This window comes from Paenibacillus sp. CMM36 (assembly GCF_053570945.1).
Genome location: NZ_JBSEDY010000005.1, coordinates 125,521 through 149,247, shown reverse-complemented (window position 1 = coordinate 149,247; position 23,727 = coordinate 125,521). Strand labels below are relative to the sequence as shown.

Below are 23,727 nucleotides of genomic sequence, written 5' to 3'. Positions count from 1 at the left end.
CCTTTGGCTGTAGAGTATTTGCGTGAAAATAAATATCGTTTATAAGAATGATATTAAGAAAAACATTTTCACGTGTATTGTAAAATAATTCTGTCGCTCATGCAAGAGATGTGAGAAGAATTTTTATTAAATTTTGCGAAAAAATAGCCAGCGAAAATTGTAGAAGTTATCATACATTAATTTACATATTGCGAGTTTTACTTACAAAACAACCTATTGACTTGTCTCTTCATTGGAGGAGTATAATTGAATAAAGTTCCAGTGAAGGAATTTTTCTAGGAGCTTTCTTTGCAGAGGGCATCGATGGGTGGAACGAACAGAATCTCATTCACAAGGAGGAGTTTGCTATGCAGAGCCAAGTGATTGAAATGATCAGCGCAGTCAAGGAAGATCCTGAACTGGTCGCAAAGCTGGATGGACATTCGGACATTATTCATGATGCGGGACTGGATTCGTTGCAGTTGGTCCATTTCATGCTGCAAGTGGAGGATGCATTTGATGTGGAGATTGATTTTGATTCCTTTGAGTTGGAGCATTTGAGCTCGGTAGATGCGTTTTGCAGCTACATTCAGGGGATCAGCGATGCGGAACAAGCGCCGCATCTGGAGGGAATGGAGACGGTCTGACGTACAGCTAGGTACATGTGCCTGAAAATCCATTAAACGAGGTGTTAGCATGCAGCCCAAAAGCAATGTGCTGATTGATGAGAAAGCGTTCAAGCTCATCAAGCGTAACCTGAAAAACGCTTCTGTATCTTACCGTAACGCCACACAGGACCCTGCTTTCAAAACGGACATGCCCCAGACGATCGGCATTAAGCTGACTAACCGCTGCAACCTGAGATGTACGCACTGCTTTGAATGGAACGAGGAAGGCTACCATCACCAAATGGATAAAGAAGAACAAAACATGGATCTTGCTCCAGACATGCTCCGGCAAATTTTGAGCGAAACCAAGGAAGCCAAGTCCAGACTGTACATGTGGGGCGGCGAACCAATGTTTCATCGGCGTTTTGATGAAATTTTGGACGTGCTGGCGGAAGATCGGCGCGAAATGACCTTTTGTACAAATGGATTACTTATTGATAAATATTTGGACCGGATTTTGGATTTGTCCGAAAATCTGGAGTTATTAATAGCGATTGAAGGTTTTGAAAGAGAACACGACCTAATTCGCGGTAAAGGCACCTTTCAAAAAACAATGCGGCAGATGGATAAGCTGATTGAACTGCGCGACCAGGGATTGTACAAGGGACGGGTAACTGTCCATGCGGTCATTAACGATAACATGATCGGACGGATGTACGAATTTCTGCAAATGCTGGAGGACAAAAGGCTGGATCTGGTGCTGCTGACGTTCCCCTGGTACATTTCCAAAGAGACCTCCCTCAAAATGGATGAATATTTTACACGTAATTTTTCTTGGCTCCGACAACTCGAAGAAAAAAATATTAGTAGCTGGCATGCTTTCAAATATAAAATCAACCCGGATAACATCGATCCTCTGATGCAGGAACTACAGCGGATCAATGAGCGAGTATGGAACATTCGCGTGCGCTATCAGCCCGGTTTGGATTATGAGGAAATTGATAAATTTATACATGGTGAGGAAATGGTCAGCCGTTGTTCCAATCATTGTTTGGCGCTCACCTCCAGAACAGATATTTTACCAGACGGGAAGGTCATGCCTTGCAAATTTTTCAGTGAGTTCACGATTGGAAGCATGCGTGAGCACAGTCTGAAGGAGATATGGAACTCGGAAGCGTATGAGAAAACCCGTCAAAAGATTAATCATGAAGGATTGACTCCGGTGTGCTCCAAATGCAGCGTATTGTATCTGCACGGGGCAGGCTCTCTGAAATACATTTAGCTTTCTATGAATGTTGTTTGTTACTGGATGGAAGAGAGAGGGATGATGATAAGTCGTGACGACTAAAACAATTAACCTTGTGGAAGCGCTTGCGCATGAACGGGACCATGGAGTCCTGATTTGGCTGTTTAATATCGGTGCAGAGCAAGTATGGCATCCATCCCCCCGCAAGGGGGGCATGGTAGACCGGGATGAACAGCAGGTCGTAAACCGGATGGAGGAAATGAACCTTCTGCTATGTCGAAGTCAGGATGTCATTGTACTTCGGGAATATCCGGATGAGGCGTTTCTGGACATGCTTCAACGGTTGGGCTTTAGCCTGCCGCGTATTGAGGTGCCAGAGCCTTCTGATCCGCTAACGCCGATTTCAGAGCTGGTGCTGGCGGATGAGGCGCTTTTGGCACGACTGCGTACGGTTGCAGATGCAGGCCACAGCAGCAGTGGAGCCAAAGCGTGGCTCGTCCCCTATGCGGTCACACCGCAGGAGGAAGCGATTGCGGAGCTTTGCGGGCTGGAGTTGATCGGCGCTCCATCCGCGGTCAGTGCTCAGGTGAATGATAAAATATTCAGCCGCCTGACCGCGCAAAAGCTTGGTTTTGCTGTCAGCGAAGGCGCTGTATGTACAGACGAATCGGCGATCCGCAGGGAGTGTGCCAGACTGGCTGACTTATCGGATGGACCTGTGAAGCTGATTATCAAGCAGCCGCACGGTGCCTCGGGACAAGGCATGTATATGCTGGACGAGCTGTCCAAGCTGGACACGCTGCTGAGTGTGATGAGGCGTTTTGGCGGCTCGTCGCCATCATCCGGCGGCTGGCTGGTGGAGCGCTGGCACAATAAGCAGATGGATCTGAACTACCAGCTCTGTATTGACGAGGGCGGTGGTGTGACGATGTTTTCGCTAAAAAGGCAAAACGTGGATGGCACCGTGTATATCGGATCTCAAGTGCCGGCTGAGATTGGCGATGCGCTGGAGGAAGAAGTGAGACGCTGCGCCTATCAGCTGGGTACGTATCTCTATTCCATTGGGTATACGGGAATGGCCTCTATTGACGGTTTTGTTGACGAAGAAGGTTTGCTGGTTCCAGTCATTGAGATAAATGGTAGATTTACGTTGTCTACCTATATTTCGTTTTTGTCATCCGTCCTGGGAGAGCAGCACAAAACATTATCCCGTTATTATCGCAACGTTACCGCCACACCTCTCACCTACAGCCGCTTGTGCGGGCTGCTCGCTGAGGAAGGCTTGCTCTATACGCCCGAACGTCCAGAAGGGGTGTTTGTGTATACAGCGGGTACATTGTCTGGTATCCCTGTGAAGCGGGGCTATGTGAACCGGATTTTCACACTTATTTTGGCAGACAGCTGGCAGGAAGCTGATGCGTATGCGCACAAATTGGAAGGTATCATTGCTGGATTAGGATGCTCATAAATGGGAGGGAATCAAAAATGAAAACAGATGTATACCATGTAGTACCCTTGCTGGAAAAGATTTTGAAGCTGGCTCCGGGCGAGCTGGAACAGTTGACTCCGGATCAGGATTTGCGAACCTTGGGGCTGAATTCCTTATCCGCTGTGGAATTAATCGTAGAGTTGGAAAATGAGCTTGATATTACGATGGAGGACGACGATCTAGTGCTGGAGCATCTATCTACACTGCAAGGCATTGAGCGTCTGCTGAGCAAATATGCATAAGGGCGCCGAAAAGACAAGGTTGATGCAGGGATCCGATATGGAGACTCGTCAAAATTCCGTTGTGGACTATGGTGCAGAAGAAGTGGCAAACGCTCTTCCAGGGAAGCATTGTGTATATTCTTCCCTGCGTACCTCATTGCGGAGGTACGGGGTGACCATGGCCGAATCCGAGCTATTCATGCTGTGTGGGAGTATGTGCGCAGAGTATGGTGGAGATTTGAAGCGCTTCGGGCCTGAGAAATATCCGGAGCAGCTTCAAGAAATGGCAGCCAGTGGTGGACCTGTTATTCGGGTGGAACCGTGGGTCGCTGGTGTCAGTGATGAAACCGACCTGTTGCGGGTACTCACATCGGGCTACGGTACCATGCTGCATACGTCAAGCACCGCTTTAACCTATCACGATGTATATGTGAAAAATTACCCAAGGGGCCACGTGATAGAGTTGTGCGGATTGGACTTGCAAGAACGGACAGCACAGGTGAATGATAGCTTCCTGCTCGATTCCTCGGGACATGCCATGACTTATGTGGGCTCAGCCCGGCTCGACGATCTGATGCAGGGCATTATTGAGTATGCATGGCTGGTGGAGCAGCCTGCCCCGCTTTCGCCAAGTGAGATGCATGCTGCGTGTGCTCACCATATACGACAGTATTTGACTGGACACGAAGCCATCTGGAGAGGCGTACCTACGTCTAATGAGTCGGTCAGTCAAACGGGGAAAGCTGTAACAGGCAAGCAGGTCAAGCGGGGAGATGAGGGGTACCGGGCATTTGTTGATGACTTCCGTCTGTTGGCAGACATGGAGGATCAGGATTTTCGGACGTACTGTCATGAAATCTATTACAATCTGCGATTGGGCAGTGCTCTTCATTTGACGGATTATACAGCTGATTATTGCCTGCTGCACCAAGCCACGCTGGGGCCACAAACACAGCATGTAATTGAATTGGCACAGGGGCTGTACGCGGATTGGCACAAGCTTAATCTGCATATTTACAAAACAGGGCTTCAACTGCGCAAGCATCGGATGCCTGAGATTACGGAACGAGCTTTGCATTTAATTGAAAGACAGCGGCATATGCTGGAGGAACTGATGATTTTAGCAGAGCAAGCAGCCGAGTAGTCCAAGCATTCGGTCGTATCAGACCGTTCATCCAGGTGTCCTGCACAGAGGAAAGAGGAGGGGGATTAATTGCCGTCCATTACATTAAACCAATTGTCGAAAACATTTACGTACTACAAAAAGGAGCCGGGCGTGCGCAAATCGTTGCAAAACTTGTTCAGGCGTGAGCAGCTGACCAAAGAGGCTGTGCAAAATGTCAGCTTTAGCATTGAGGAGGGGGAAATTGTCGGATTTCTCGGTCCAAACGGGGCAGGCAAAACAACGACGCTCAAAATGCTGTCTGGCATTCTCCATCCCACGGACGGGGAGGCATCGGTACTCGGCTTTACCCCGTGGAAACGACAAAAAGAGTTTAAACGTCAATTTTCCATTGTAATGGGACAGAAAAACCAGCTCTGGTGGGATTTGCCTGCAAGCGAGTCATTCGAGCTGAACAAGCTTATCTATGAAATCGATGAAAACCGTTATAAAGAGGCACTGGATGAACTGGTCACTCTGCTTGGGGTGGAGGAGCAGCTTCATGTGCAGGTTCGGCGGCTGTCTCTCGGCGAGCGTATGAAAATGGAACTGATCGCCGCGCTGCTGCATCGTCCACGGGTCATTTTGCTGGATGAGCCGACCATCGGACTGGACCTTGTTTCTCAGCGGCGAATTCGAGAGTTTTTCAAAGCCTATAACCGCACGCACCGGACGACCATCCTGCTGACAAGCCACTATATGAAGGATATTGAGGATTTGTGCAGTAGATCCATCATTATCAGCGGGGGCAGATTGGTCTATGACGGAGACTTACACAAGGTGAACGAGGTCATCGGTGCCCGTAAATTGCTCAAGGTTCGACTGGAGACCCCTGTATCCAACCTAACGTTGGCGAGCCTCGGCAAACTTCGCTCCAACTCGGAGCTGGAGGCGGTATTCGAGCTGGATGCAGAAGATACCTTGGCTTGGTCCAAAAAGATTTTGGACGCACTGCCTGTCGTTGATTTTACGATTGAGGACGTCCCGCTGGAAGAGGGGATAGCCAATTTGTACGATGGGGGCAGGCTGGCCGATGCGAAATAACAAATATGTGAAGGTACTCCAGCTCGGCATGCAAAACGAAATGGAGTATCGGGCTAATTATTGGCTCCAAATGGCGGGATTTATGCTGCCCATCATGACGCAAATTTTTCTCTGGCTAGCTGTATTTGGTTCTTCGGGACAAGCAAGAGTGCTGGGTTATTCTCTGCCAGAAATGCTAGTGTATGTGGTCATGGCGGGAGTCACTGGAAAACTGATTGCTACGGGCTTTGAATACGAAATTGCTACAGATATCAAGGAAGGTGGACTGGCAAAATTCATGGTACAGCCTGTGCATTATTTCGCTTACCGTTTTTGCCGGTTTATCGGAGGCAAAGTCATACAGTCCGCGGTCGTGCTGCTGGCGGCTGCTATTTTGCTGTTATGTCTTAGCCTGGAAGGACAAATCAGCTTCGGGCTATCGTACATCTTGCTTTACATATTGGCGTTGCCGGGAGCGCTTGTGCTTAATTTTGTGGTCTATTATGCGTTGAGCGGCATAGCCTTTTGGGTGACGGAATCGGCGGGACTATTTTATACGCTGTCGCTTGTCATTTATGTAGCTAGCGGTACCGTGTTTCCGCTGACGATTTTTGGAGATGTTTTGGCCCGTCTGTTCAGTCTGCTACCGTTCAGCTACACCGTATTTTTTCCGGTGAATGCGTTGACGGGCAAGCTGACTGTACTGGAAGCCGCTAAAGGCATTGGCGTACAATGGCTCTGGATTGTAGCGCTGGCGGCCCTATCACGCTGGGTGTGGCAAGCCGGGGTCAAACGCTTTGTCTCGGTGGGGGGGTAACATGAAAAATGTTTTCCGAAACGTTAGGCGCTACATCAGACTGTACTGGAAGTTTGTCCAGTTTTCCGTCATGTCGCAGATGGAATACCGCATTAATTTTATAACTGCATTTCTGGTTGAAACGGCTTATTTACTCATCAAGCTGCTGTACGCATCGGTACCATACCGCGCCGGGACGGACATTAACGGCTGGTCTCCTGACGCCATATTGTTATATATCGGCGTGTTTACGATGATGAGCGGATTTTATAGTGGATTGTTCTACAGTAATTTTACAAGCCTGCCTGACAAAATTCGTACCGGCTCACTGGATGTGCTCATGACCAAACCCGTATCGCTGCAATTTATGGTGACACTGCGTCAATTTGAACTGGGCTATACCGTGCCAAATGTAATTGGCGGCGGAATTATGACGGGGATCGGCTGGTATCGACTCGGATTGCCGTTTAATTTTGAAACCGCAGGAGGGTTCTCTGTGCTGCTCGGATGCGGAGTGCTTACGGCATACTCCGTATTTTTGCTCCCCCAACTGCTGGCCTTCTGGATTATCCGCACGAACGGCGTTACGGAGCTGTCCAACAGCATTTTCGAGACAAACTATGTGCCGATGGCCGTGTACAGTAATCTGATTCAGCGTATCGGTTTGTTCGTGCTTCCGGTGTTTGTCATTTGTAATTTTCCGCCCATGTTCATTCTCGGCAAAATGGAACCCGGGTTGGTGGTATGGGCATTTCTCGCACCTCTCTGGCTGCTGGCGATCATCCGCCTGATATGGCAGTTTGCTCTACGTGATTATACGAGCGCGAGTCAGTAGCGCTACCGTGTAGTGGGCCAATAATGAAGCAGGAAAGGAAGCGAATCATATGAATGCGATACCGAATCAGCGTCATTTGTATATGGGAACATTCGAAGCGGAGGCTTACTGGCGGGATGCCCAGTTAGCTTCCCTGCCAGCCCTGCCTGACCGGGCTTCTTCAGCGATTGTAGCAGCCATGGATGAACTGCTGTTCAGCTTTTGCCAGCCGGGAGATGCGTTATTGACCCGTTATGCCATTTCGCCCGTACATCGTCAGTATATCGCGCAGTTGGGCTTTCATCCGGCTGTCAACGAACGGGATTTGACCGATGGCATGGAGCGTGCAGGCAATGTATCGACCGCTTCCGTATTTGAACTGCTGGGTAGTCGCAAGGCCGATGCCGGAGAGGGATTTCCTCAACTGGAAGGCTGTGTGCTTAGCCCGTTTGCGGGTTTACCGCATGTGGAGGAGGCTGCACGTGCTTGGGGAATAACACTACATCAGCCACCGCTGGAAACGATTCGCAAGGTAAATGCCAAAACGTATTCCTCTGATCTGAAACGCAGCCTTGGTCTGCGCAACCCGGGTTATATTGTGACTTCGTTTGCAGATGTCGCTGAGGCGGGGCGTAAGCTGCTGCGGGATGGAAGCTTTTTAATCAAGGATGATTTTGGCGTATCGGGCAAAGGAAACCTGCACATTACCTCGACACAAATGCTGGACCGGATCGTGTCGTATTTACGTGGACAGGAGCGCAAAGGCAAACAGGTGCTTTTCCTTTTGGAGCCTTTCCAGGAGAAAGAGCAGGATTTTTCATGCCAATTTACGATTGGTGATAATGGAAGTGTCGATATCATATCTGTACAATGGCTGGCTAACACACAATTCTCCTATCGGGAATCCTTGTCGCCGGACGGGGCTTTTTTGGAGCGACTGGAGCGCGAGGGCTATTTTAGCTTAATGCAGGACGTGGGGCGGCAATTGTATCAGGATGGTTATTACGGCGATGTTTGCATTGATTCCATGACACTTCGTGGTGGGAAGCTGGAGCCTATTATCGAAATTAATGCCAGAAAGTCGATGAGCTTGATCAAGCATCAGCTTGATACTTTTCTGGCCGGAAAAAATATGCGTGGCACGCTGACGAATTATTCACTGTCCCATGATGGCAGTCTATCCTATGAAGAACTGCTGGAGGGGCTGAAAGGTGAAGGATTGCTGTTCACAGGTGAACGTGAAGAAGGTGTCATGCCTCTGGGTGCCAATACGTTATATGTGAACACAGGTGGACGAGATGGCGAGAACAAGATTGTGGGCCATACAAGCACGCCAAGCAGAAATGCAACCGGGCGCGGAGGCAGATCGCCTGCCAAGCAGGTTCGTGTGAGCGGAATTGGGGCCAGCGGTGGCGGATCAGAAGGGAATGGCACGGCTAAGCCGGACTTGAATGGTGAAAAAGAAACCGCTGGAAGCGAACGGGCACGAGGCAAGGGGCGCCTTTATTTGGAACTGGTTGCCGCGAGCGATGAGGAAAAAATGCGATTGACTACAAAGCTGGAGCGTTTTTTGGCAGAGCATCATTTTACAGTGCTGAATTAAACGGGAGGCGTATGAGCATGCGTAGGAGTACCGATAAGCTTATGAAGGTAACGATTTTATGTTCCGGTTTCGGATTGGGCTTTTATACCCCTGGCTTGTTGTTGCAAGCGGGTCTTCGCAGGCTGGGCATGGATACGGCGATTCATGTATTTGAAAATGTACTGCCGGAATCGGCTCGTCTTAAGGTCGACAAAAGCCGCAAAGCTTACCATGACAATTTTGCGGTGGCCTTAATGTCGCAGAAGGTTCCGCAGGATATGCGTAATTCACTGGATCTCGCTGCGATGGAAGTGCTGTTGAACCAATGGATGGAGGAGGATCGGCGGTATTTTATATGCTTATCCGGTCATTGGATGTATGTGTTGGAAGAGTATCGCAAGCGCAGAGAACCTGAATCGGTGCATGTGGACATCGTGTACATGGATTCGACGCCTTCCCCATCTTGGAAGAATCTAGCCAAGCATAATCCGCATTTTGCAGATGGCTGTGGAGAAACGACCTTTTTTGAAAATGATAACAATAGAGTCAGCTACTATATTGATATTCCGGCTGTGGAGTATGTTCCGTTTGAAGAACGGCAATCCCGCTTATTCGTACATGGCGGCGGTTGGGGGATGGGCACCTACCGTGACAAGGTTGGACGGTTAGAAGAAGCGGGCTGGGAGCTGGATCTGCTGTTGTATGATCAGGATCAACCGGATGAACAGCGGGACAGTATACGCTATTTTCAGATGGATCCGCAGTGGAGGACATGGCAGCGAAATGAAGCCGGGGAGCATACATTTCCACCTTTCGGAGAGGTGAAAAAGGGCGAGAAGACCGTGTATCAGGTCGGACCGGATTACCATAGCATGCTGGACCAAGCCTGTCATGTCCAGGCCATTGTCAGCAAGCCAGGAGGTGGCAGCCTAACCGATTCGTTCGCTACAGCCACTCCACTCATCATGCTGGAGCCATTTGGTGTGCATGAAAAGCATAATGCAGATCTATGGGAACGGCTGGGACTTGGTATGCGGTACGATACGTGGATACAAACCTATGACGGCAGTGCTCAGATACTGGAGGATATGCATCGCAGGATCGTAGAGCTGCGCAGTCGAACGCCGCGTTATATAGAGTCCTATGTGAATAGCATCCAAATGTTAGCAGGCTCACCGGGAATGGAGCAGGGGTCATGAACGCTGCGGCGGCTGCGCAAGAGCCTGCGATGCGAGATATTCGCTTTGGGATCATTGGCTGTTCTGCCATTGCTCCCCGTGCGTTGCTGGAACCGATCCGACATGTTGCAGGGGCACGCGTGACCGCGCTTGCGAACCGCACGGTTGCCAAGGCAGGAGAAATGGCAGATCGTTTTGGCGTCAGTGTCGTTTATCGGCATGCTGAGGATATGCTAAAGGACCCGGAGATCGACGCTGTATATATTGCACTCAGCAACGACTTGCATGCCGAGTGGATTGGCAAAGCACTACGGGCCCATAAGCATGTGCTGGTGGAAAAGCCGTTATGCCTGAATACGGCTGATCTGGCACCCTTGGCAGCTATAGTCGAGCAGAGTAACGTTCACCTGCTGGAGGGTGTCATGGTGCAGCACCATCCGTGGCAGCGTGAGCTGCGGAGGATCGTAGAATCGGGGCGTTATGGTCGTTTATGCTCCATAGAGACGAGTTTATGTATTCCGGCAAAAGAAGGGCATGCGGACAATTACAGATCCCGTCCGGAGCAGGGTGGGGGATGTTTTTGGGATTTAGGCGTGTACTGGCTCCAATTGCTCCAGGCCGTCGTTGGATTAGATCAGGCGGAATTCCACAGTCAATCGGATTTCAATGGTCCTCATGGCTGTGACTGGACATTTCGTGCGCAAGCCCGTTATCCGAGTGGATTGGAGGCATCTGCCCTCTTTTCATTCGAGCGCCCTTATCGCTGTGCTCATGTACTGACCTTTGATTCGGCAGTAGTCACTTTAAAGGACTGCTTTCGAGCAAATTTAGGCTTTTATAAAATGACACTCAAGACGGAGATCAAAAAGAATATCGCGTCAAATATAGCGGATGCGGACGCACTGCCTGTGTTATCACAGACATCTTCGTATACCAAAACGGTTTTCGAGCCTATGAACTATTATGTCAATCAGTTGAATACCTTTTGCGGTATCATCCGGGGAGAAGCGGAGCCCATACCATTTCGCGAGGCTGCGGAACGCGTCAGACTGCTGGCAGCCATTCATGAAGCAGCACGCTCGGGCGAGACGATCTATGCAGTATGAGCATGATTGTGTTTTCGAGCGGTGGGAAGCGAATGATGCAAAATACGGAGTATCAAGGCAAAGAGAGGAGGGGAATTCAGTAGATGGATAAAAAGGACGAAGCCTTACTGGAACGATTCGGCGAGCATCCGACGCCATTTTACTATTATGACGGGGACGCGCTGCATGCTCATGTCAGCTCGTTGCTGTCCCGATTGCACCCGGCTGTGCGTGTACATTACGCGCTCAAGGCTAATGGTAACGTAGCCTTGGCTGGGTTGCTGCGCTCGTTAGGTTGTGGTGTTGAGATTGCTTCGGCCGGAGAAATGTTCGTCGCTATGGAGGCCGGGTATGCTGCGGAAGACGTGCTGTACGCCGGACCGGGAAAAACAGTAGCCGAGCTGAACGAGGCGATAGCCTATGGAATCGGCTGTATTCATGTCGAATCGGTGAGGGAGCTGCGTCTGCTGGAGGACATTGCGGCCCAAGCGGGCCAGCTTGTCAGGGCAGCGGTTCGCATCAATCCTGATAACGATCTGTCTGGAGCAACGATTAAGATGGGCGGCGTTCCGCGCCCCTTTGGAGTAGATGAAGGACAGCTGGATCACTTTTTTAAGGTACTGGAAGATTGCCCACACGTCCATTTTCAAGGTATTCAGGTATATACAGGTACGCAAATGTTGAAATCGGATCAGATTTTAGCTTCATTTGCGAATACGCTGCAGTTGGCAGAACGGGTACAGGCTCAGTATGGTGTGGCAATGCATACGATCAATTTGGGCGGCGGGTTTGGCGTACCTTATTTTGCTCATGAGGAGCCGCTCGATATGGATCACGTCATTGACGGACTGAACGCACTCGCGGAGCAGACCCGAACCCGCATGCCCGGGGTTAAACTAATCATCGAAAGCGGCAGGTATCTGGTTGCTCAATCGGGCATGTATGTCTGCCGAGCATTGTATACAAAGGAATCCAAGGGAGAGAAGTTTGTCGTGGCTGATGGTGGCATGAATCACTACGCCGCAGCTACTTTTCGAGGACGCCGCATTAGGGACAACTACCCGGTACGAATTATGCGCAGGCAAGTGGGAGAATCGAAAGAACCCAAAGAACGAGAGTTGGAAGCAACCCTACAGATGGGGCAGAGAGACGTTTCTGCTCAAACGGCTGTTGCTGTCGAACAATCATTAGAAGAGATTGCAAGCCGAACAGGAGGGCCTTTGGAAGAAGCATCCATGGAGCTGGAGACGGTAAGCATTGTCGGTCCACTTTGTACACCCGAGGATTGTATTGTGAAAAAAGCGCAGCTTCCTCCGATTCACGAGGGCGATTATATTGCTTTTCCGAATGCAGGAGCCTATGGATTAAGCTATAGTCCACTACAATTTCTGGGACATGCTACCCCGGCGGAGCTGCTCGATTTTCGTGGGGAGGTACATGTCATTCGTGAACACGGTGACCGCACGGACCTGCTGCGTCATCAGCGCATGATTCCGTTGCCTGAGGATGTGATATAAGTGGGCATTTTGCATAAATCCCAAGAGCGTTTTTAAATCAGCAATATATAGATCGAAACGCTTTAGTTCGTCTATATATTGTACTTACGAGCGTTGGGAATCGAATGATGCAAAATGCTGAAGTATATAAAAAAAACGCCAAACTCATGGGAACCGATACAAATCGGACCTGTGATTTGGCGTTTTTTTACATGATGAGTAGGGTAGTATCGACTTAATGTTGCTTGGAGCTGCGCATTTCCTGACGCACAAGCTGCCATACCATAAAGATCAGTACAGCGATTTGTGGGACAAATGTTTCCCAAGTTGGATACATTCCCAGCCAGCTAATGGACGGAAGCGAGGAGGCAGTGTGCCCCGAAAGCTTGCCAGCCACCTGAAGCGAATGAATACTTTCGCCCAGAAATCGGAATACGAGATAGTAAATCAGTGCAGTGGCAGTCAGGAAAAAGGCGCGAATCGGCAACCGTACACTAAATTTAATGATCGCAAACGCCAGAATGACCAGAATAAACATCGCCGAGCTAATGCCGATCAGCAATTGCGAGGTTTCGATGGCTGGAGCCATACCGACATAAAAGATAGCTGTCTCGGCTCCTTCACGCAGAATTGCGAGCGCAGAAACCGCAAATAGCGACCACAGGCTTCCCCGTGCCAATGCGTTGCCCACGCTGTTTTCCACAAAGCGGTTCCATGCGGCAGCATTGGATTTGCTATGTAGCCAGCTACCAACGGTCAGCATCAGCACGACTGCTACCAGTCCGGTGACACCTTCCAGCAGCTCACGCATGCTGCCCGATGCGGCTGCTGCCACCAGTGTGGTGAACAGCACTGCCAGAATTCCGCTCAGCACCAGCCCCGTTCCAGCTCCTGCCCATATCCACCGTCCAGCCACGGCTTCGCCACTTTTTTTGGCATACGCCAGCAGAGCTGCGAGCACGAGGATGGCCTCCAGACCCTCACGCAGCAAAATCAGTGCGGCATCCCACGCAGTGTAAGAACGTTCTTCCGTCAACGGACGGAGCCTGTCCAGCATCTGATCAAGAGTCTGTATGGCTTTGTCTGTATTCGGTGGAGAAGACAGCAGATATCCGGAAGCCTCGGTCATTTCATTTTCAATCGCAGTGTAAGACGTCGGATCGGCAATTTGTACATGTCCTTCGACAGAAGGCCACAGAGCGATAAACTGCACTACCTTGTCAGCCGCTTGCTCTGATTGATTAGCTACAGCATCTTGGCGTGCGGATTTGAGCAAGGTGACTGCATCGCCCAAGGAAGCTGTCGAACCATTCGTCGTTCCGGTAGCCGTATTGCCTGTATTCGTTCCTTGACCTGTGTTCACAGATTTGCCCTGACTATAATCAGACAACAGAGTCGTTAATTCCTGCATTTCCCTGAGAGCCTGTTCTTGGCGAATGGGCTCAGCTTGCATGGAGATGCGAATGAGACTGATTTTAGTTTCGAGCGAACTGTATACCGGAAAATTGTCCAAACGAATCGGTGTTTCTACCTGATACCAGGCTTTGACGATTCGGTCGTAATCCACCCGGGCGGCAGCCCAATCGCCTTTTTGCATGGCGGCCAGACTGCCCTTCGCCATGGGAAGCAGTTTTTCCGCTGCTTTGGTTCCAGCCGGGGCTGGTTTGTCCCCTTCGGCAGCAGTGACGTACTCATTGACCGAGCGCGCTAGCACGGATAAGGCAGCTTTCGCTGATTCCCCGCCGCCACTGGCGAGTGTCTGCTCCGCATCGGTGAGTGCTTGATCTACAGTCGCGATGTGAGCTGAATCTCCACCATTTGTCTTGGCGGCCTCCCACAGCGTGCGGAATTCTTTCAGATCCTTGGAGGCTTCCGTCCATTGGGCTTGTCCCGCTTCCACCAGCGCTCCGCCCACTACAGGCATCAGCTGATCATTGGTGACAGCTTTGGCATCTGTTTGTGCAAAAGCGACCGACCCGAAGCTGGATAGGAACGGAGCTACGGTCAGCAGCAGAGCAGCCACCAACCCCAACACCCATCCCAAGCTTTTATTACGCCGATTCATATAAATCCCCTTCCTTGCCTGCTGCTAAAATAACGTATCCCCGATGTAGCCGCCTTGCGATACACCTGGGAAGCAGGCGAACACCGCACTGCCTTTGTGTACAATGTATTCGTTCAGCTTGTCATTGCGTGCAAGCTTCTCCTGAATATGAACGAACTGCTTGAATAGATCACGCTGATAGCTGATGAACAGCAGCCCGGCATCCAGCTGTCCAGTTTGCTTGTCCAATCCGCTTGAATACGAATAAGACCTCCGCAAAATGTTAATGCTCCCGTCCCCATGAGCCAAAGCCACATGAGAGGTAGGAGGCGTAACTGGCTTGCCTTCCGGATTTTTGGCCGCCAGATCAAGCTTGTCGAACTCCTTGACCTTACCGAGTGGGGCCCCGCTGCTGCGATGACGTCCAAAAGTATCCTCCTGGTCGCCCAATGTTGAGCGATCCCACACCTCTACCCGCATGCGTACGCGGCGTACAGCCATATAGCTGCCGTCGCCCATCCATGCTGGTCCGTCACTGGTCTGTGTCCACACCAGCCGATTCATCTCGTCTGCCTTGGAGGTGTCCGGGTTCCCCGTACCGTCCTTGAAGCCCAGCAAATTGCGTGGTGTGCTTCCCGCAGGATCAGCTTGTGCAGTCCGCTGAAAGCCTTCCTGCGTCCAGCGAAGCACCGCCGTTCCTCTGGCGATACGCGCCAAATTACGCAGGGCATGGAAAGCGACCTGCAAGTCATTGGCACATACCTGCACTCCGATATCGCCACCGCACCATTGCTCCTCTAGGGCATCCCCTTGAAAACGGGGCAGATCACGGAACCCGGCAGGTTTAAGCCCTGCCAGGCCATATCGTCCATCAAAAAAGGATGGGCCCACACCAAAGGTGATCGTCGTGCGGGACGGCGACAATCCTGCCGCCTCGCCCGTATCGGACGGAGGGAGGTTGAGGTTTTCATTATCGTTGCCAAGGAGCACGCCAGAAGTCATTGTAGCGCTTGCTTCCGTCCAGGCTTTGAAGAGGCTACGCACCTGTTCCTTGTCGCTGGTTGTTAGATCGAAAGCGGCGAAGCAGATGAAATCCTGTGCCGGAGTCACAATACCTGCCTGATGCTTCCCGTAAAAAGGGATTACATCTTTGGTATCCGCATCCGTCATCATGCTTTCGAGACGTTGACCGGCTGACAGCACGGCTCCCACGCCCCCGCCGCCAAGCAGGAGACCTAGTCCACCTACCCCGGCCAGCTTCAATAGGTCTCGGCGTGATACGGATTTGCTTTTTCCTGACGGATCATCTTTCACTAGCTTCGCATCCTTTTTTACCAGATCGCCCTGTTCATTATGGGATTCCGCATACTGCGGCTTTTCTTGCCCTTTTTGCCGCTTAAAGCCTTTCATATCATTACACTCCTAACAATTTCCCCATTTGGGACAACGGTTCTGCCAAGGCATCGAGGTTTTGGCTCAGCTTTTTAACTTCTTCCGGTTTCAGTTTTGTATACGATACATAGCCTTCTCCGTCCTTGAAAGGAGCCAACTCCTGCTGTAAGGCCGTAAAGCGCTCACCGATTTGTTTTTCCAACGCGGCATCTTTTTGGTTCAGATCTGTTTTCAAAATGTCATATATCTTTTGTGCGCCCTCTACATTGGCTGCAAAGTCGTACAAATCCGTATGGGAATATCGTTCCTCTTCACCCGTCACCTTCGAGGTAGAGACTTCATTCAACAACTCGACTGCACCCGTTACCATCAGGCTGGCGTCAATATTAACTGTTTCTACTTTGGCGCGCAGCAGCTTGGCATCACTCAGTAGTCGGTCGGAGAACTCGTCCATTCCTTTGGTTGTGTTTTCTTCCCATAATGTTTTTTCAATCCGGTGAAAGCCGCGCCAATCCGCTGCATCCACATCACCGTCACGTGCATCAATATTTGGGTCAAGATCACCCAGCGCTTCTGCAATTGGTTCAATCCGTTCATAGTACATGCGTGCAGGAGCATACAGCGCCTTGGCTTTATCCAGCTCGCCAGCTTTGACCGCGTTCGTGAATTCTTCTGTCTTCTTCACAAACGTATCGCATTGCTCGATGGCATAGGTGCGGTAAGCTGCTACCGCTTGATCAAAATTGGGAGCAGAAGCGGCAGGAGTCGTTGTCTGTGTTGTGGCTCCTGCATCTTTGGTCGTTGCAGCAGGCTGTTGAGTAGTAGTTCCGGTTTGTCCGCAACCTGCGAACAGAATAGAAGAGACCAGCACTCCGGCCGGTACGGCATAACGTAGTTTCATAATCAATGAACACCCTTTCTGGCCAAACTGGCCTTGAACCATAGTCTGTTGCGATATCTATATCAAATTATCATTTTGATAATGATTATCAGTCGCGGTTTTTCTTATCATAAGGCTGGCCCATATGCCTGTCAATACATAAATTAGACGCAGAGTCCAACCCTCCATCGAAGGGAGTTAGTAGGGTGCCTATGCCCATTTTTATCCGCATATTGAACCATACCTAAGCGCATGACATAAAATGTGTTGACTGTATCCCTTAACCTTGTTACACCACACAAAACCCGAGCAAGGAGGGGTGAAATTGACGAAGGGTAACGACCATAAAAACAAGTTTTTGTTAACTCACCGTGAACGTGAAGTATTTGAACTGCTCGTGCAGGACAAAACAACACGTGACATCGCCGGACAGCTATTTATTAGCGAAAAAACGGTCCGAAACCATATTTCCAATGTAATGCAGAAACTGAACGTAAAAGGTCGTTCACAGGCGGTCGTGGAATTAATCAGGCTTGGCGAATTAAAAATCTGACCTCTCGTTCCTTGCGGGGTACAAAGTCTTCTCGATGATCCTTCGACAATGAAGGGTGGTCGGGAAGGCTTTTGTTTTGTGGTATATAAAAAAGTAAAACGATTAAACCGCTGAAATATGTGGGAAATTGCGTGTAAATGATGTACTATATATAGAAGGAAGAAACTACCATTGGAGATCATGGTAAACTAGCAGAAGTGATCAAATCAGAAGAATTACCACAAAGTTATACAAGGCTAGAAATGCATTCGGTGATAGTCTAAGAATATAAATCCCTACAAAAACAGTATTCAGCATGACGACAGGATGGAAGATGGATTGAAGAAGAATCACAAGGCAGAAAAAGCTCGTTGCTTCAGGTAGCAGGAAGTAGCTTTTGCCTAGAGCTACCTGTGGTATATTCTTGATCGGAGGTGAATGTTAAGACATATGACACCCAACCAACACTTGATGACTTATACGCTGAACAGCGGTATAAAGGGAACTGTCGACCTAACCAGTAAGCAGGTGCAGGAATGGATCAAAGCATATCGAATTGGCAGCAAGTTTGTAACGGTTGTGGGAAAACAGTATTTTGGTTTAAACCCTGAGTTGGTAGCAGATTTCAAGGTACATAATGAATACTCGGAGCAGAGAGAACACATATTCATAATACAGCCTGTAATGGAACACAAAGCTGTAGAGCTGGACCCACTGGTAGAGGCGTACAGCCAGTATAAAACATTAATTCAGGTAGAATGTAAATGTGGTGCTTCCTATATAGAGGAGTCACCGCATAAAAGAACCAAGTGGTCATGCAAGGAGTGTAATAACATTGTGTTCCTGGATCGTAAAAAGGGCATGGTGGATACGGATAAAGGCAAGGCGTGGTACATGACCAACAAATACTATGTGGAAAGACAAAGCAACTGACAGATTGTCAGTTGCTTTCTAACCATATACTCACAATTGTTGTGTGCCTACCCAAATGATATAAGTCTTTTGGCAAATAATAAAATTGATGTTTTTTGCGCTTTGTAGTACATTATCAAGTGTATTATAAGGAGGCTTCTCATGTACGGACATAGACAAGATGATACTTTATACATCATGACTTACACATTAAATAGTGGTATCAAGGGCACAGTGCCTTTGTCTAATCAACAGATACAGGAATGGCTTGAGTGTTACAGAATCGGTAAGAAATTTGTAACCGAGATTGGCAAAGAGTACTTTGGACTGCATGCGGAACTGGTGGCTGATTTTAAAGTGCATAATCAGTATTCAAGCTATCAGGAGGTTATTATCCCCATTCAACAACCGGATACTGGCCTAAAAGAGTTGTCCCAGGCTTACAAATCAACAGAAACTTTAATTAAAGTAGATTGCAAATGTGGTACATCGTATGTTACAGAATCTCCCTTTAAGCGGACCAAGTGGTACTGCACCAAATGCCGGGAGATTGTTTTTCTCGACAACAAAAAGGGAATGGTGGATACTTCCAGAGGCAAGGCCCATTATATGACCAATAAGTATTTTGTGGAACGGGAAACAACTGGCGTATAAGCCGGTTGTTTTTTTGTTCGCAAGGTTTGTGTACGTCCTGACTTTTCAAAGCCATTGCGCTATAGTGAAAAAGGGGGCTTATGGAAATGTGGAGTATTTTGCTGAATCACGTTTTGTTGATAGGATTCCTGGCTGTTTTGATTCAACGGATCTATAAGCATCGCTTTCATCAGCAAAATGGTAGCAATTTTCTGCTATGCTTGTGGGGGATCTTGCTTAATCGGTACAATAGCTTGTTTGAACTGACCACGTTATATACGGTGTATACCGTTTTTTTTTGCTGTAGGTGCATTGTGGTTTGGAGGTTGCTGGCTTGTGCAGCTATTGGAAAAGGGGAAAGATAAAGCTTGATATAAATGATAGTCAGGTGGTGAACGTCATCCGGGAAGATCATACGAATGGTGCAAGAAACCGCATGAGCACGAACAATGTGTACATACACGAAACGCTTCATTTGGAACAAATCATAAGTGACCTGCGGGTGATGGGCTATGTGGCTTTTCATCATCATCCGCAAATCACAGGTGACCTTGAAGAGCTGGAGGCGTTAAAAAAGCAACTATTGTCGTTTTTCCAACAGCATCATGTATTGTGGATTGAGCTTGACCCGCTAACACAATATGTGGTGGTGAATAACATGGGGAAGGCCACGGTGCTGAAACTCATGGGTCGGAAAATGAACCCGCTACGGGATCTGAGAGCAAACGCTGCTTTGGCTGGACAGCCGCTGCATGAGTTCGATCGGGAGATAGAACGGCTCAATCGGCTGGCTCATCTGTTGCGCTATACCCGTTTTTCTTAAGCGACAGAACTAACGAAAAAAAAAGCATTCACGAAGCAAGGATGGTTCCATGCTGTGAATGCTTTTTAGTTTACTTACACCGATTTCAAAAACTCCACAATCGTCAGCAGACCCTTGTCAAAATTGTCCAAGTTGAAATGCTCGTTGGGCGCGTGCAGGTTCTCATCTGGCAAGCCGAAACCCATCAGCACGACTGGGGCAGTCAGCACACGGGAGAAAGTCTCCACGATTGGGATGGAGCCTCCATCCTTGGTAAAGAGGGCACGCACACCGTATACCTTCTCAAAAGCATCGGCCGCCGCTTGCAGAAACGCGTGTGACGGGTCGATGTTAAAGGCGTTCGCTTTTTCGCCCTGTTGAATATCCAGGGTAGCTCCTGCCTGAACATGGGCGCGCAAATGGCGCTCGATTTTGTCCAGAATGTCTTGCGGGTTCTGGTTAGCCACCAAGCGGCACGTAATTTTAGCGTGAGCTTCTTTCGGAATGACCGTTTTCGTACCTTCCCCTTGGAAGCCGCCGTATACGCCGTTCAGTTCCAGTGTCGGACGAGCCCCCACACGCTCAACGAAGCTGAATCCTTCTTCACCAAAGAGGGAATCAAGTGCAAGATCTTGTTGCAGCTTGCTCTCATTGAAGCCTTGCTTCATGAATTCTTCTCTCATCTCTGCCGATAATGGAGCAACATCGTCGTAGAATCCTTCGACGCTTACACTGCCTTTGTCATTATGCAGGGTTGCCAGCAAGGACACCAGAGCATGCAGGGCATTCGGCACGCCGCCACCGAAAGAACCGGAATGTAGATCTGTGTTCGCCGTGTGAATGGCGACTTCTAGCGAGCATAATCCACGCAAACCTGTGCAAATGGCAGGCTTTCCTTTTTCGATCAAGGAAGTGTCGGACACCAGTACAGCATCGGCTGCCAGACGTTCAGCTCTAGTTTGCAAAAACTCAAGCAAGTTCGGACTGGATACTTCTTCTTCGCCTTCAATGCAGAATTTAATGTTCAGCGGCAATTTGCCTTCCTGCTTCAAAATGGCCTCAACTGCTTTAATGTGCAGGAAAACCTGTCCTTTATCATCTGTCGCTCCGCGCGCATACAATTTTCCATCACGTATGGATGGCTCAAACGGCGGCGTTTCCCACAGGTGAAGCGGGTCTACGGGTTGTACATCATAGTGTCCATACACGAGGATCGTTGGTTTACCAGGTGCGTGCAAATGATCCGCATATACCAGCGGGTGCCCTTTGGTCGGAATGATTTCAACGTTTTCCAGACCAGCAGCAGTCAGTTTGGCAGCCAGCCAATCAGCTGCTTGGTTAATGTCCTTTTTGTGCTCCGATAATGCTGAGATACTTGGAATGGACAACCACTCCTGTAACTCGCCCAGTTGTTGCTCTCTGGCTTTTTTAAAATATTCAGAATAACTCATAAACTATGTATCCTCCTTTTTCAATGTAAATCGTGTGAATGTTGCGCTATCCTCCGAACCGAGGTCGTGGACGATATGTCTAGTTTACTACGTTTTGTGCTGAACGAAAAATTGGGAGATAAAAAAACGATTCTACCCGGGTCTGTCCAGACCTGAGTAGAATCGCCCTTAACCAAGCATATGCATGTATCTACGCGCGAATGTCCAGTTGACCGCCAAGATGAGGCTGTACGCTTTTTTCCATCATCTGCACTAAGGCCTGTCCTTGTTCACTAGCCTGATCTTTAGCCATACTTAATACCTTCACACTTGCGGCTTGGGCCAAGCTGGCCTGACTCATACCTGTTGATAATGCTGCGATATCCATGTTCCAACCCTCCTTCATTGTGAAGACTCTTTCTCTGTATTTATCGGTTGGAACGGTTATTTTGTTTCATCCAATTGGAATTGTGTCAGTAAATCTTGAAGCTGTTCTGCCAGACGGGTCAAATCTGCGGCAGACGAACCGATCTCTTCCATGGAGGCGAGCTGCTCCTCTGCGGCTGCGGACACGGTCTCCGTATGGGATGCCGCTTCTTCAGCGATGCGTGTAATTTCCTCCATGCTGCTGACGACTGTACTCGTTCCATCTGCGACTCCAGCGGTAGAAGCTGCGACGTTATCCAGCTGCTTCGCTGATTTGGCTACCGCTCTACGGATGCGGGAGAAGGAGCGACCGGATAGGTCAATGGAATTGATACCATCGCTTACGCGTTCCTTGGCGGATTCCATAGCTATCAAGGCTTCAGATACACCGCTCTGTATCCCTTGAATCTGTTCACGAATTTGTTGTGCGGAATGAGCTGAGTTTTCAGCCAGCTTGCGGACCTCTGTGGCCACGACAGCAAAACCTTTGCCATGCTCCCCTGCGCGTGCCGCTTCAATAGAAGCGTTCAATGCGAGCAGATTAGTCTGGCTGGCGATTTCCGTAATGACAGTAACAATCGTTCCGATTCGCCCAGATCGGTCATTCAAAGCACCGATAATGGTGTCCAGTTCTTCTACGGTAGTGCGAATGCCATCAATAGAAACGACGCTGTTGCCGATATGCTCACTGCCTGCATCCGACGCCTGAATGGCCTGTGCGGAGTAAGTAGTCATTTCAGCCATAGTTTCGGTCATAGCGGTGATGTCTGTTGCCATGCCGCTAACCCGTGTCTGATTAGCTTTAGCACTGCTCACTTGGCGTTCGCTGCCTGCAGCCACATCTTGAATGGCTATGGTCACATGCTCGATAGCTCGGGTCGTTTGTTCTGCACCTGCTGCCAGCTCTTGCGAGGATGCCGACAAATTGCCTGTCATCGCTTGAATTTCTCTAATCATGTTACGCAGGTTATCTACCATTTGTTGGAAGTATCTTGATAATTCACCAATTTCATCAGTGCTGGTCGTAGCCACGTTAATCGAAAGATTACCTTGGCTGATGGCATCCATAGAATTACGTAATCTTTGGATGGGCTTAAGTATACTGCTGATTAACCACATTGCGAGTACACCAATGATGATGGCTGCAATCACCAACACTACGATCGTCGTGATAAGAATCGGTTGGGCGGAGGCACTGGTTTCTGCTTTGTCCATCGTTCCGGCAATTTTCCAGCCCGTCAGCGCATTAGTTTTGAAAATCAGGTGTTTGTCTACGCCATTAAGATCGTAACTAAAGCTGCCTTCTTTGGAGGCAAACAATTCGGGTATCGTATCCCCCATTTTGGTACTTCCGCTGACTTCTGTCGGGTGGGTAACGATACGTTTGGTACCATCTAATATCATAATATAGCCATTTTGTCCGATTTTTAAATTTGTGATTTCTTTCAAATTTTTCAGGTTCAGGGAAAGGCCGAGAACACCGCTGTTGTCGGGAAGTGTACGTGAAATATACACAACGGGGATCTTAGCTGTATTGAGTCCAACAGGGCTGATTACGGTTTGACCGGGTTTCTCCAGGGCCTGTTTGTACCACGGGCGCTCACGAGGATCGTTTGTGGAGCCTACGGCTTTGCCAATAATGAGCTTACCTTCGGGGGTTCCTACAAACATATCAACAGCTTCCGCGTGCATTTTCAAATAAACTTGTAATCTTTTTAGAATGGCATCATCTGCTTCAGCACTGTTATCACTAGCCGTCATCGTTGTAGAGTAATATTCGAGATCCGCGATTTTGGCTTGAATCGTTTGAGTAACTGCACGATCGGATGCAGTAACGCTAGTTGTCGCACTATCAAGTAATTGGCGGTCCGTCTGGTTATATGCTGCTTGATAAGAAAAAGAACTTACAATAATACTAGGAACAAGCATGACCAGAAGGAATGCTGCGGTCAATTTCTTGCGTAGTGTTAATGTTTTCAGTCGTTTCATCTAACCCC

General features: G+C 49.1%; 22 protein-coding genes. 16 read left to right on the top strand and 6 right to left on the bottom strand.

Translation table 11 applies throughout. From position 1 onward, the window contains the following. The first annotated feature begins 347 nt into the window (after positions 1-347). From ACWA2B_RS12685 to ACWA2B_RS12630, 12 genes are all read left to right on the top strand, one after another. Positions 348-626, top strand: a complete 279-nt coding sequence (locus tag ACWA2B_RS12685; RefSeq protein ID WP_013311713.1) for an acyl carrier protein — start codon at positions 348-350, stop codon at positions 624-626. Positions 627-675: 49 nt separating this feature from the next. Further along, a complete protein-coding gene (locus tag ACWA2B_RS12680) occupies positions 676-1,869 on the top strand; it encodes a radical SAM/SPASM domain-containing protein (protein WP_069011016.1) in 1,194 nt (397 codons plus the stop codon). Between the two features lie 55 nt (positions 1,870-1,924). After that, the gene (locus tag ACWA2B_RS12675; protein ID WP_029518327.1) at positions 1,925-3,301 is read left to right on the top strand and encodes a peptide ligase PGM1-related protein; all 1,377 of its coding nucleotides are present in this window, start codon (positions 1,925-1,927) and stop codon (positions 3,299-3,301) included. 17 nt (positions 3,302-3,318) lie between these two features. Beyond that, positions 3,319-3,564 carry an acyl carrier protein gene (locus tag ACWA2B_RS12670; protein ID WP_029518328.1) on the top strand — a complete coding sequence of 82 codons (246 nt, stop codon included), beginning with the start codon at positions 3,319-3,321 and terminating at the stop codon, positions 3,562-3,564. Beyond that, positions 3,557-4,687: a hypothetical protein gene (locus tag ACWA2B_RS12665; protein WP_039272632.1), complete on the top strand. Its 1,131-nt coding sequence runs from the start codon at positions 3,557-3,559 to the stop codon at positions 4,685-4,687. Before ACWA2B_RS12670 ends, ACWA2B_RS12665 begins: the two co-directional genes overlap by 8 nt. A 69-nt stretch (positions 4,688-4,756) precedes the next feature. After that, complete coding sequence (locus tag ACWA2B_RS12660) at positions 4,757-5,749, top strand: ABC transporter ATP-binding protein (protein ID WP_029518330.1); 993 nt, start codon at positions 4,757-4,759, stop codon at positions 5,747-5,749. Next, on the top strand, positions 5,739-6,545 hold the full coding sequence (locus ACWA2B_RS12655) for an ABC transporter permease (protein WP_029518331.1): 807 nt from the start codon (positions 5,739-5,741) through the stop codon (positions 6,543-6,545). The genes ACWA2B_RS12660 and ACWA2B_RS12655 overlap by 11 nt, the downstream gene beginning before the upstream one ends. Position 6,546: 1 nt before the next feature. After that, the gene (locus ACWA2B_RS12650) at positions 6,547-7,359 is read left to right on the top strand and encodes an ABC transporter permease (RefSeq protein WP_029518332.1); all 813 of its coding nucleotides are present in this window, start codon (positions 6,547-6,549) and stop codon (positions 7,357-7,359) included. A gap of 49 nt (positions 7,360-7,408) precedes the next feature. Next, complete coding sequence (locus tag ACWA2B_RS12645; RefSeq protein WP_029518333.1) at positions 7,409-8,941, top strand: hypothetical protein; 1,533 nt, start codon at positions 7,409-7,411, stop codon at positions 8,939-8,941. 17 nt (positions 8,942-8,958) lie between these two features. Then, positions 8,959-10,119, top strand: a complete 1,161-nt coding sequence (locus tag ACWA2B_RS12640; protein ID WP_029518334.1) for a hypothetical protein — start codon at positions 8,959-8,961, stop codon at positions 10,117-10,119. Further along, the gene (locus ACWA2B_RS12635) at positions 10,116-11,204 is read left to right on the top strand and encodes a Gfo/Idh/MocA family protein (protein ID WP_029518335.1); all 1,089 of its coding nucleotides are present in this window, start codon (positions 10,116-10,118) and stop codon (positions 11,202-11,204) included. Before ACWA2B_RS12640 ends, ACWA2B_RS12635 begins: the two co-directional genes overlap by 4 nt. 83 nt (positions 11,205-11,287) lie before the next feature. Then, positions 11,288-12,700: a type III PLP-dependent enzyme domain-containing protein gene (locus tag ACWA2B_RS12630; RefSeq protein ID WP_029518336.1), complete on the top strand. Its 1,413-nt coding sequence runs from the start codon at positions 11,288-11,290 to the stop codon at positions 12,698-12,700. A 214-nt stretch (positions 12,701-12,914) separates the two neighbouring features. Here the strand turns inward: ACWA2B_RS12630 and ACWA2B_RS12625 are convergent, their stop codons facing one another. The 3 genes from ACWA2B_RS12625 to efeO are packed head-to-tail and all read right to left on the bottom strand — an operon-like array spanning position 12,915 to position 17,016. Continuing rightward, positions 12,915-14,744, bottom strand: coding sequence for an FTR1 family iron permease (locus ACWA2B_RS12625; RefSeq protein ID WP_069011019.1), 1,830 nt, complete (start codon positions 14,742-14,744; stop codon positions 12,915-12,917). Positions 14,745-14,768: 24 nt separating this feature from the next. Further along, on the bottom strand, positions 14,769-16,133 hold the full coding sequence (gene efeB, locus ACWA2B_RS12620; protein ID WP_069011020.1) for an iron uptake transporter deferrochelatase/peroxidase subunit: 1,365 nt from the start codon (positions 16,131-16,133) through the stop codon (positions 14,769-14,771). A 4-nt stretch (positions 16,134-16,137) separates the two neighbouring features. Next, on the bottom strand, positions 16,138-17,016 hold the full coding sequence (gene efeO / locus ACWA2B_RS12615; protein WP_069011021.1) for an iron uptake system protein EfeO: 879 nt from the start codon (positions 17,014-17,016) through the stop codon (positions 16,138-16,140). Positions 17,017-17,320: 304 nt separating this feature from the next. On the opposite strand from efeO, the gene ACWA2B_RS12610 reads away from it, so the two are divergent. From ACWA2B_RS12610 to ACWA2B_RS12595, 4 genes are all read left to right on the top strand, one after another. Then, positions 17,321-17,548 (top strand): helix-turn-helix domain-containing protein, encoded by a 228-nt coding sequence (locus ACWA2B_RS12610; protein ID WP_007431813.1) that lies wholly within the window; start codon positions 17,321-17,323, stop codon positions 17,546-17,548. Positions 17,549-17,977: 429 nt separating this feature from the next. After that, positions 17,978-18,460: a hypothetical protein gene (locus tag ACWA2B_RS12605; protein ID WP_069011022.1), complete on the top strand. Its 483-nt coding sequence runs from the start codon at positions 17,978-17,980 to the stop codon at positions 18,458-18,460. 141 nt (positions 18,461-18,601) lie between these two features. Then, positions 18,602-19,093, top strand: a complete 492-nt coding sequence (locus ACWA2B_RS12600; RefSeq protein ID WP_013311697.1) for a hypothetical protein — start codon at positions 18,602-18,604, stop codon at positions 19,091-19,093. A gap of 415 nt (positions 19,094-19,508) precedes the next feature. Then, positions 19,509-19,895 (top strand): hypothetical protein, encoded by a 387-nt coding sequence (locus ACWA2B_RS12595; protein ID WP_176715708.1) that lies wholly within the window; start codon positions 19,509-19,511, stop codon positions 19,893-19,895. Positions 19,896-19,969: 74 nt separating this feature from the next. Here ACWA2B_RS12595 and ACWA2B_RS12590 read toward each other — a convergent pair whose 3' ends face one another. The 3 genes from ACWA2B_RS12590 to ACWA2B_RS12580 all read right to left on the bottom strand — a co-directional run bounded on the left by ACWA2B_RS12590 (position 19,970) and on the right by ACWA2B_RS12580 (position 23,719). Continuing rightward, positions 19,970-21,325, bottom strand: coding sequence for a dipeptidase (locus ACWA2B_RS12590; protein WP_209949749.1), 1,356 nt, complete (start codon positions 21,323-21,325; stop codon positions 19,970-19,972). A 190-nt stretch (positions 21,326-21,515) separates the two neighbouring features. Next, positions 21,516-21,692 (bottom strand): YjfB family protein, encoded by a 177-nt coding sequence (locus tag ACWA2B_RS12585; protein ID WP_080658659.1) that lies wholly within the window; start codon positions 21,690-21,692, stop codon positions 21,516-21,518. Between the two features lie 56 nt (positions 21,693-21,748). Beyond that, entirely contained in the window at positions 21,749-23,719 is a 1,971-nt protein-coding gene (locus ACWA2B_RS12580; RefSeq protein ID WP_449292256.1) for a methyl-accepting chemotaxis protein, read from the bottom strand. Between the last annotated feature and the right edge of the window lie 8 nt (positions 23,720-23,727).

Excerpts from the sequence above, each read along its gene's own strand:
- ACWA2B_RS12590 (WP_209949749.1), bottom strand. The coding sequence starts at position 21,325 with ATGAGTTATTCTGAATATTTTAAAAAAGCCAGAGAGCAACAACTGGGC.
- ACWA2B_RS12605 (WP_069011022.1), top strand. The coding sequence starts at position 17,978 with ATGACACCCAACCAACACTTGATGACTTATACGCTGAACAGCGGTATA.
- ACWA2B_RS12600 (WP_013311697.1), top strand. The coding sequence starts at position 18,602 with ATGTACGGACATAGACAAGATGATACTTTATACATCATGACTTACACA.
- efeB (WP_069011020.1), bottom strand. The coding sequence starts at position 16,133 with ATGAAAGGCTTTAAGCGGCAAAAAGGGCAAGAAAAGCCGCAGTATGCG.
- ACWA2B_RS12665 (WP_039272632.1), top strand. The coding sequence starts at position 3,557 with ATGCATAAGGGCGCCGAAAAGACAAGGTTGATGCAGGGATCCGATATG.
- ACWA2B_RS12645 (WP_029518333.1), top strand. The coding sequence starts at position 7,409 with ATGAATGCGATACCGAATCAGCGTCATTTGTATATGGGAACATTCGAA.
- ACWA2B_RS12650 (WP_029518332.1), top strand. The coding sequence starts at position 6,547 with ATGAAAAATGTTTTCCGAAACGTTAGGCGCTACATCAGACTGTACTGG.
- ACWA2B_RS12655 (WP_029518331.1), top strand. The coding sequence starts at position 5,739 with ATGCGAAATAACAAATATGTGAAGGTACTCCAGCTCGGCATGCAAAAC.
- ACWA2B_RS12670 (WP_029518328.1), top strand. The coding sequence starts at position 3,319 with ATGAAAACAGATGTATACCATGTAGTACCCTTGCTGGAAAAGATTTTG.
- ACWA2B_RS12625 (WP_069011019.1), bottom strand. The coding sequence starts at position 14,744 with ATGAATCGGCGTAATAAAAGCTTGGGATGGGTGTTGGGGTTGGTGGCT.
- ACWA2B_RS12630 (WP_029518336.1), top strand. The coding sequence starts at position 11,288 with ATGGATAAAAAGGACGAAGCCTTACTGGAACGATTCGGCGAGCATCCG.
- ACWA2B_RS12685 (WP_013311713.1), top strand. The coding sequence starts at position 348 with ATGCAGAGCCAAGTGATTGAAATGATCAGCGCAGTCAAGGAAGATCCT.
- ACWA2B_RS12635 (WP_029518335.1), top strand. The coding sequence starts at position 10,116 with ATGAACGCTGCGGCGGCTGCGCAAGAGCCTGCGATGCGAGATATTCGC.
- efeO (WP_069011021.1), bottom strand. The coding sequence starts at position 17,016 with ATGAAACTACGTTATGCCGTACCGGCCGGAGTGCTGGTCTCTTCTATT.
- ACWA2B_RS12585 (WP_080658659.1), bottom strand. The coding sequence starts at position 21,692 with ATGGATATCGCAGCATTATCAACAGGTATGAGTCAGGCCAGCTTGGCC.
- ACWA2B_RS12580 (WP_449292256.1), bottom strand. The coding sequence starts at position 23,719 with ATGAAACGACTGAAAACATTAACACTACGCAAGAAATTGACCGCAGCA.
- ACWA2B_RS12640 (WP_029518334.1), top strand. The coding sequence starts at position 8,959 with ATGCGTAGGAGTACCGATAAGCTTATGAAGGTAACGATTTTATGTTCC.
- ACWA2B_RS12595 (WP_176715708.1), top strand. The coding sequence starts at position 19,509 with ATGAGCACGAACAATGTGTACATACACGAAACGCTTCATTTGGAACAA.
- ACWA2B_RS12680 (WP_069011016.1), top strand. The coding sequence starts at position 676 with ATGCAGCCCAAAAGCAATGTGCTGATTGATGAGAAAGCGTTCAAGCTC.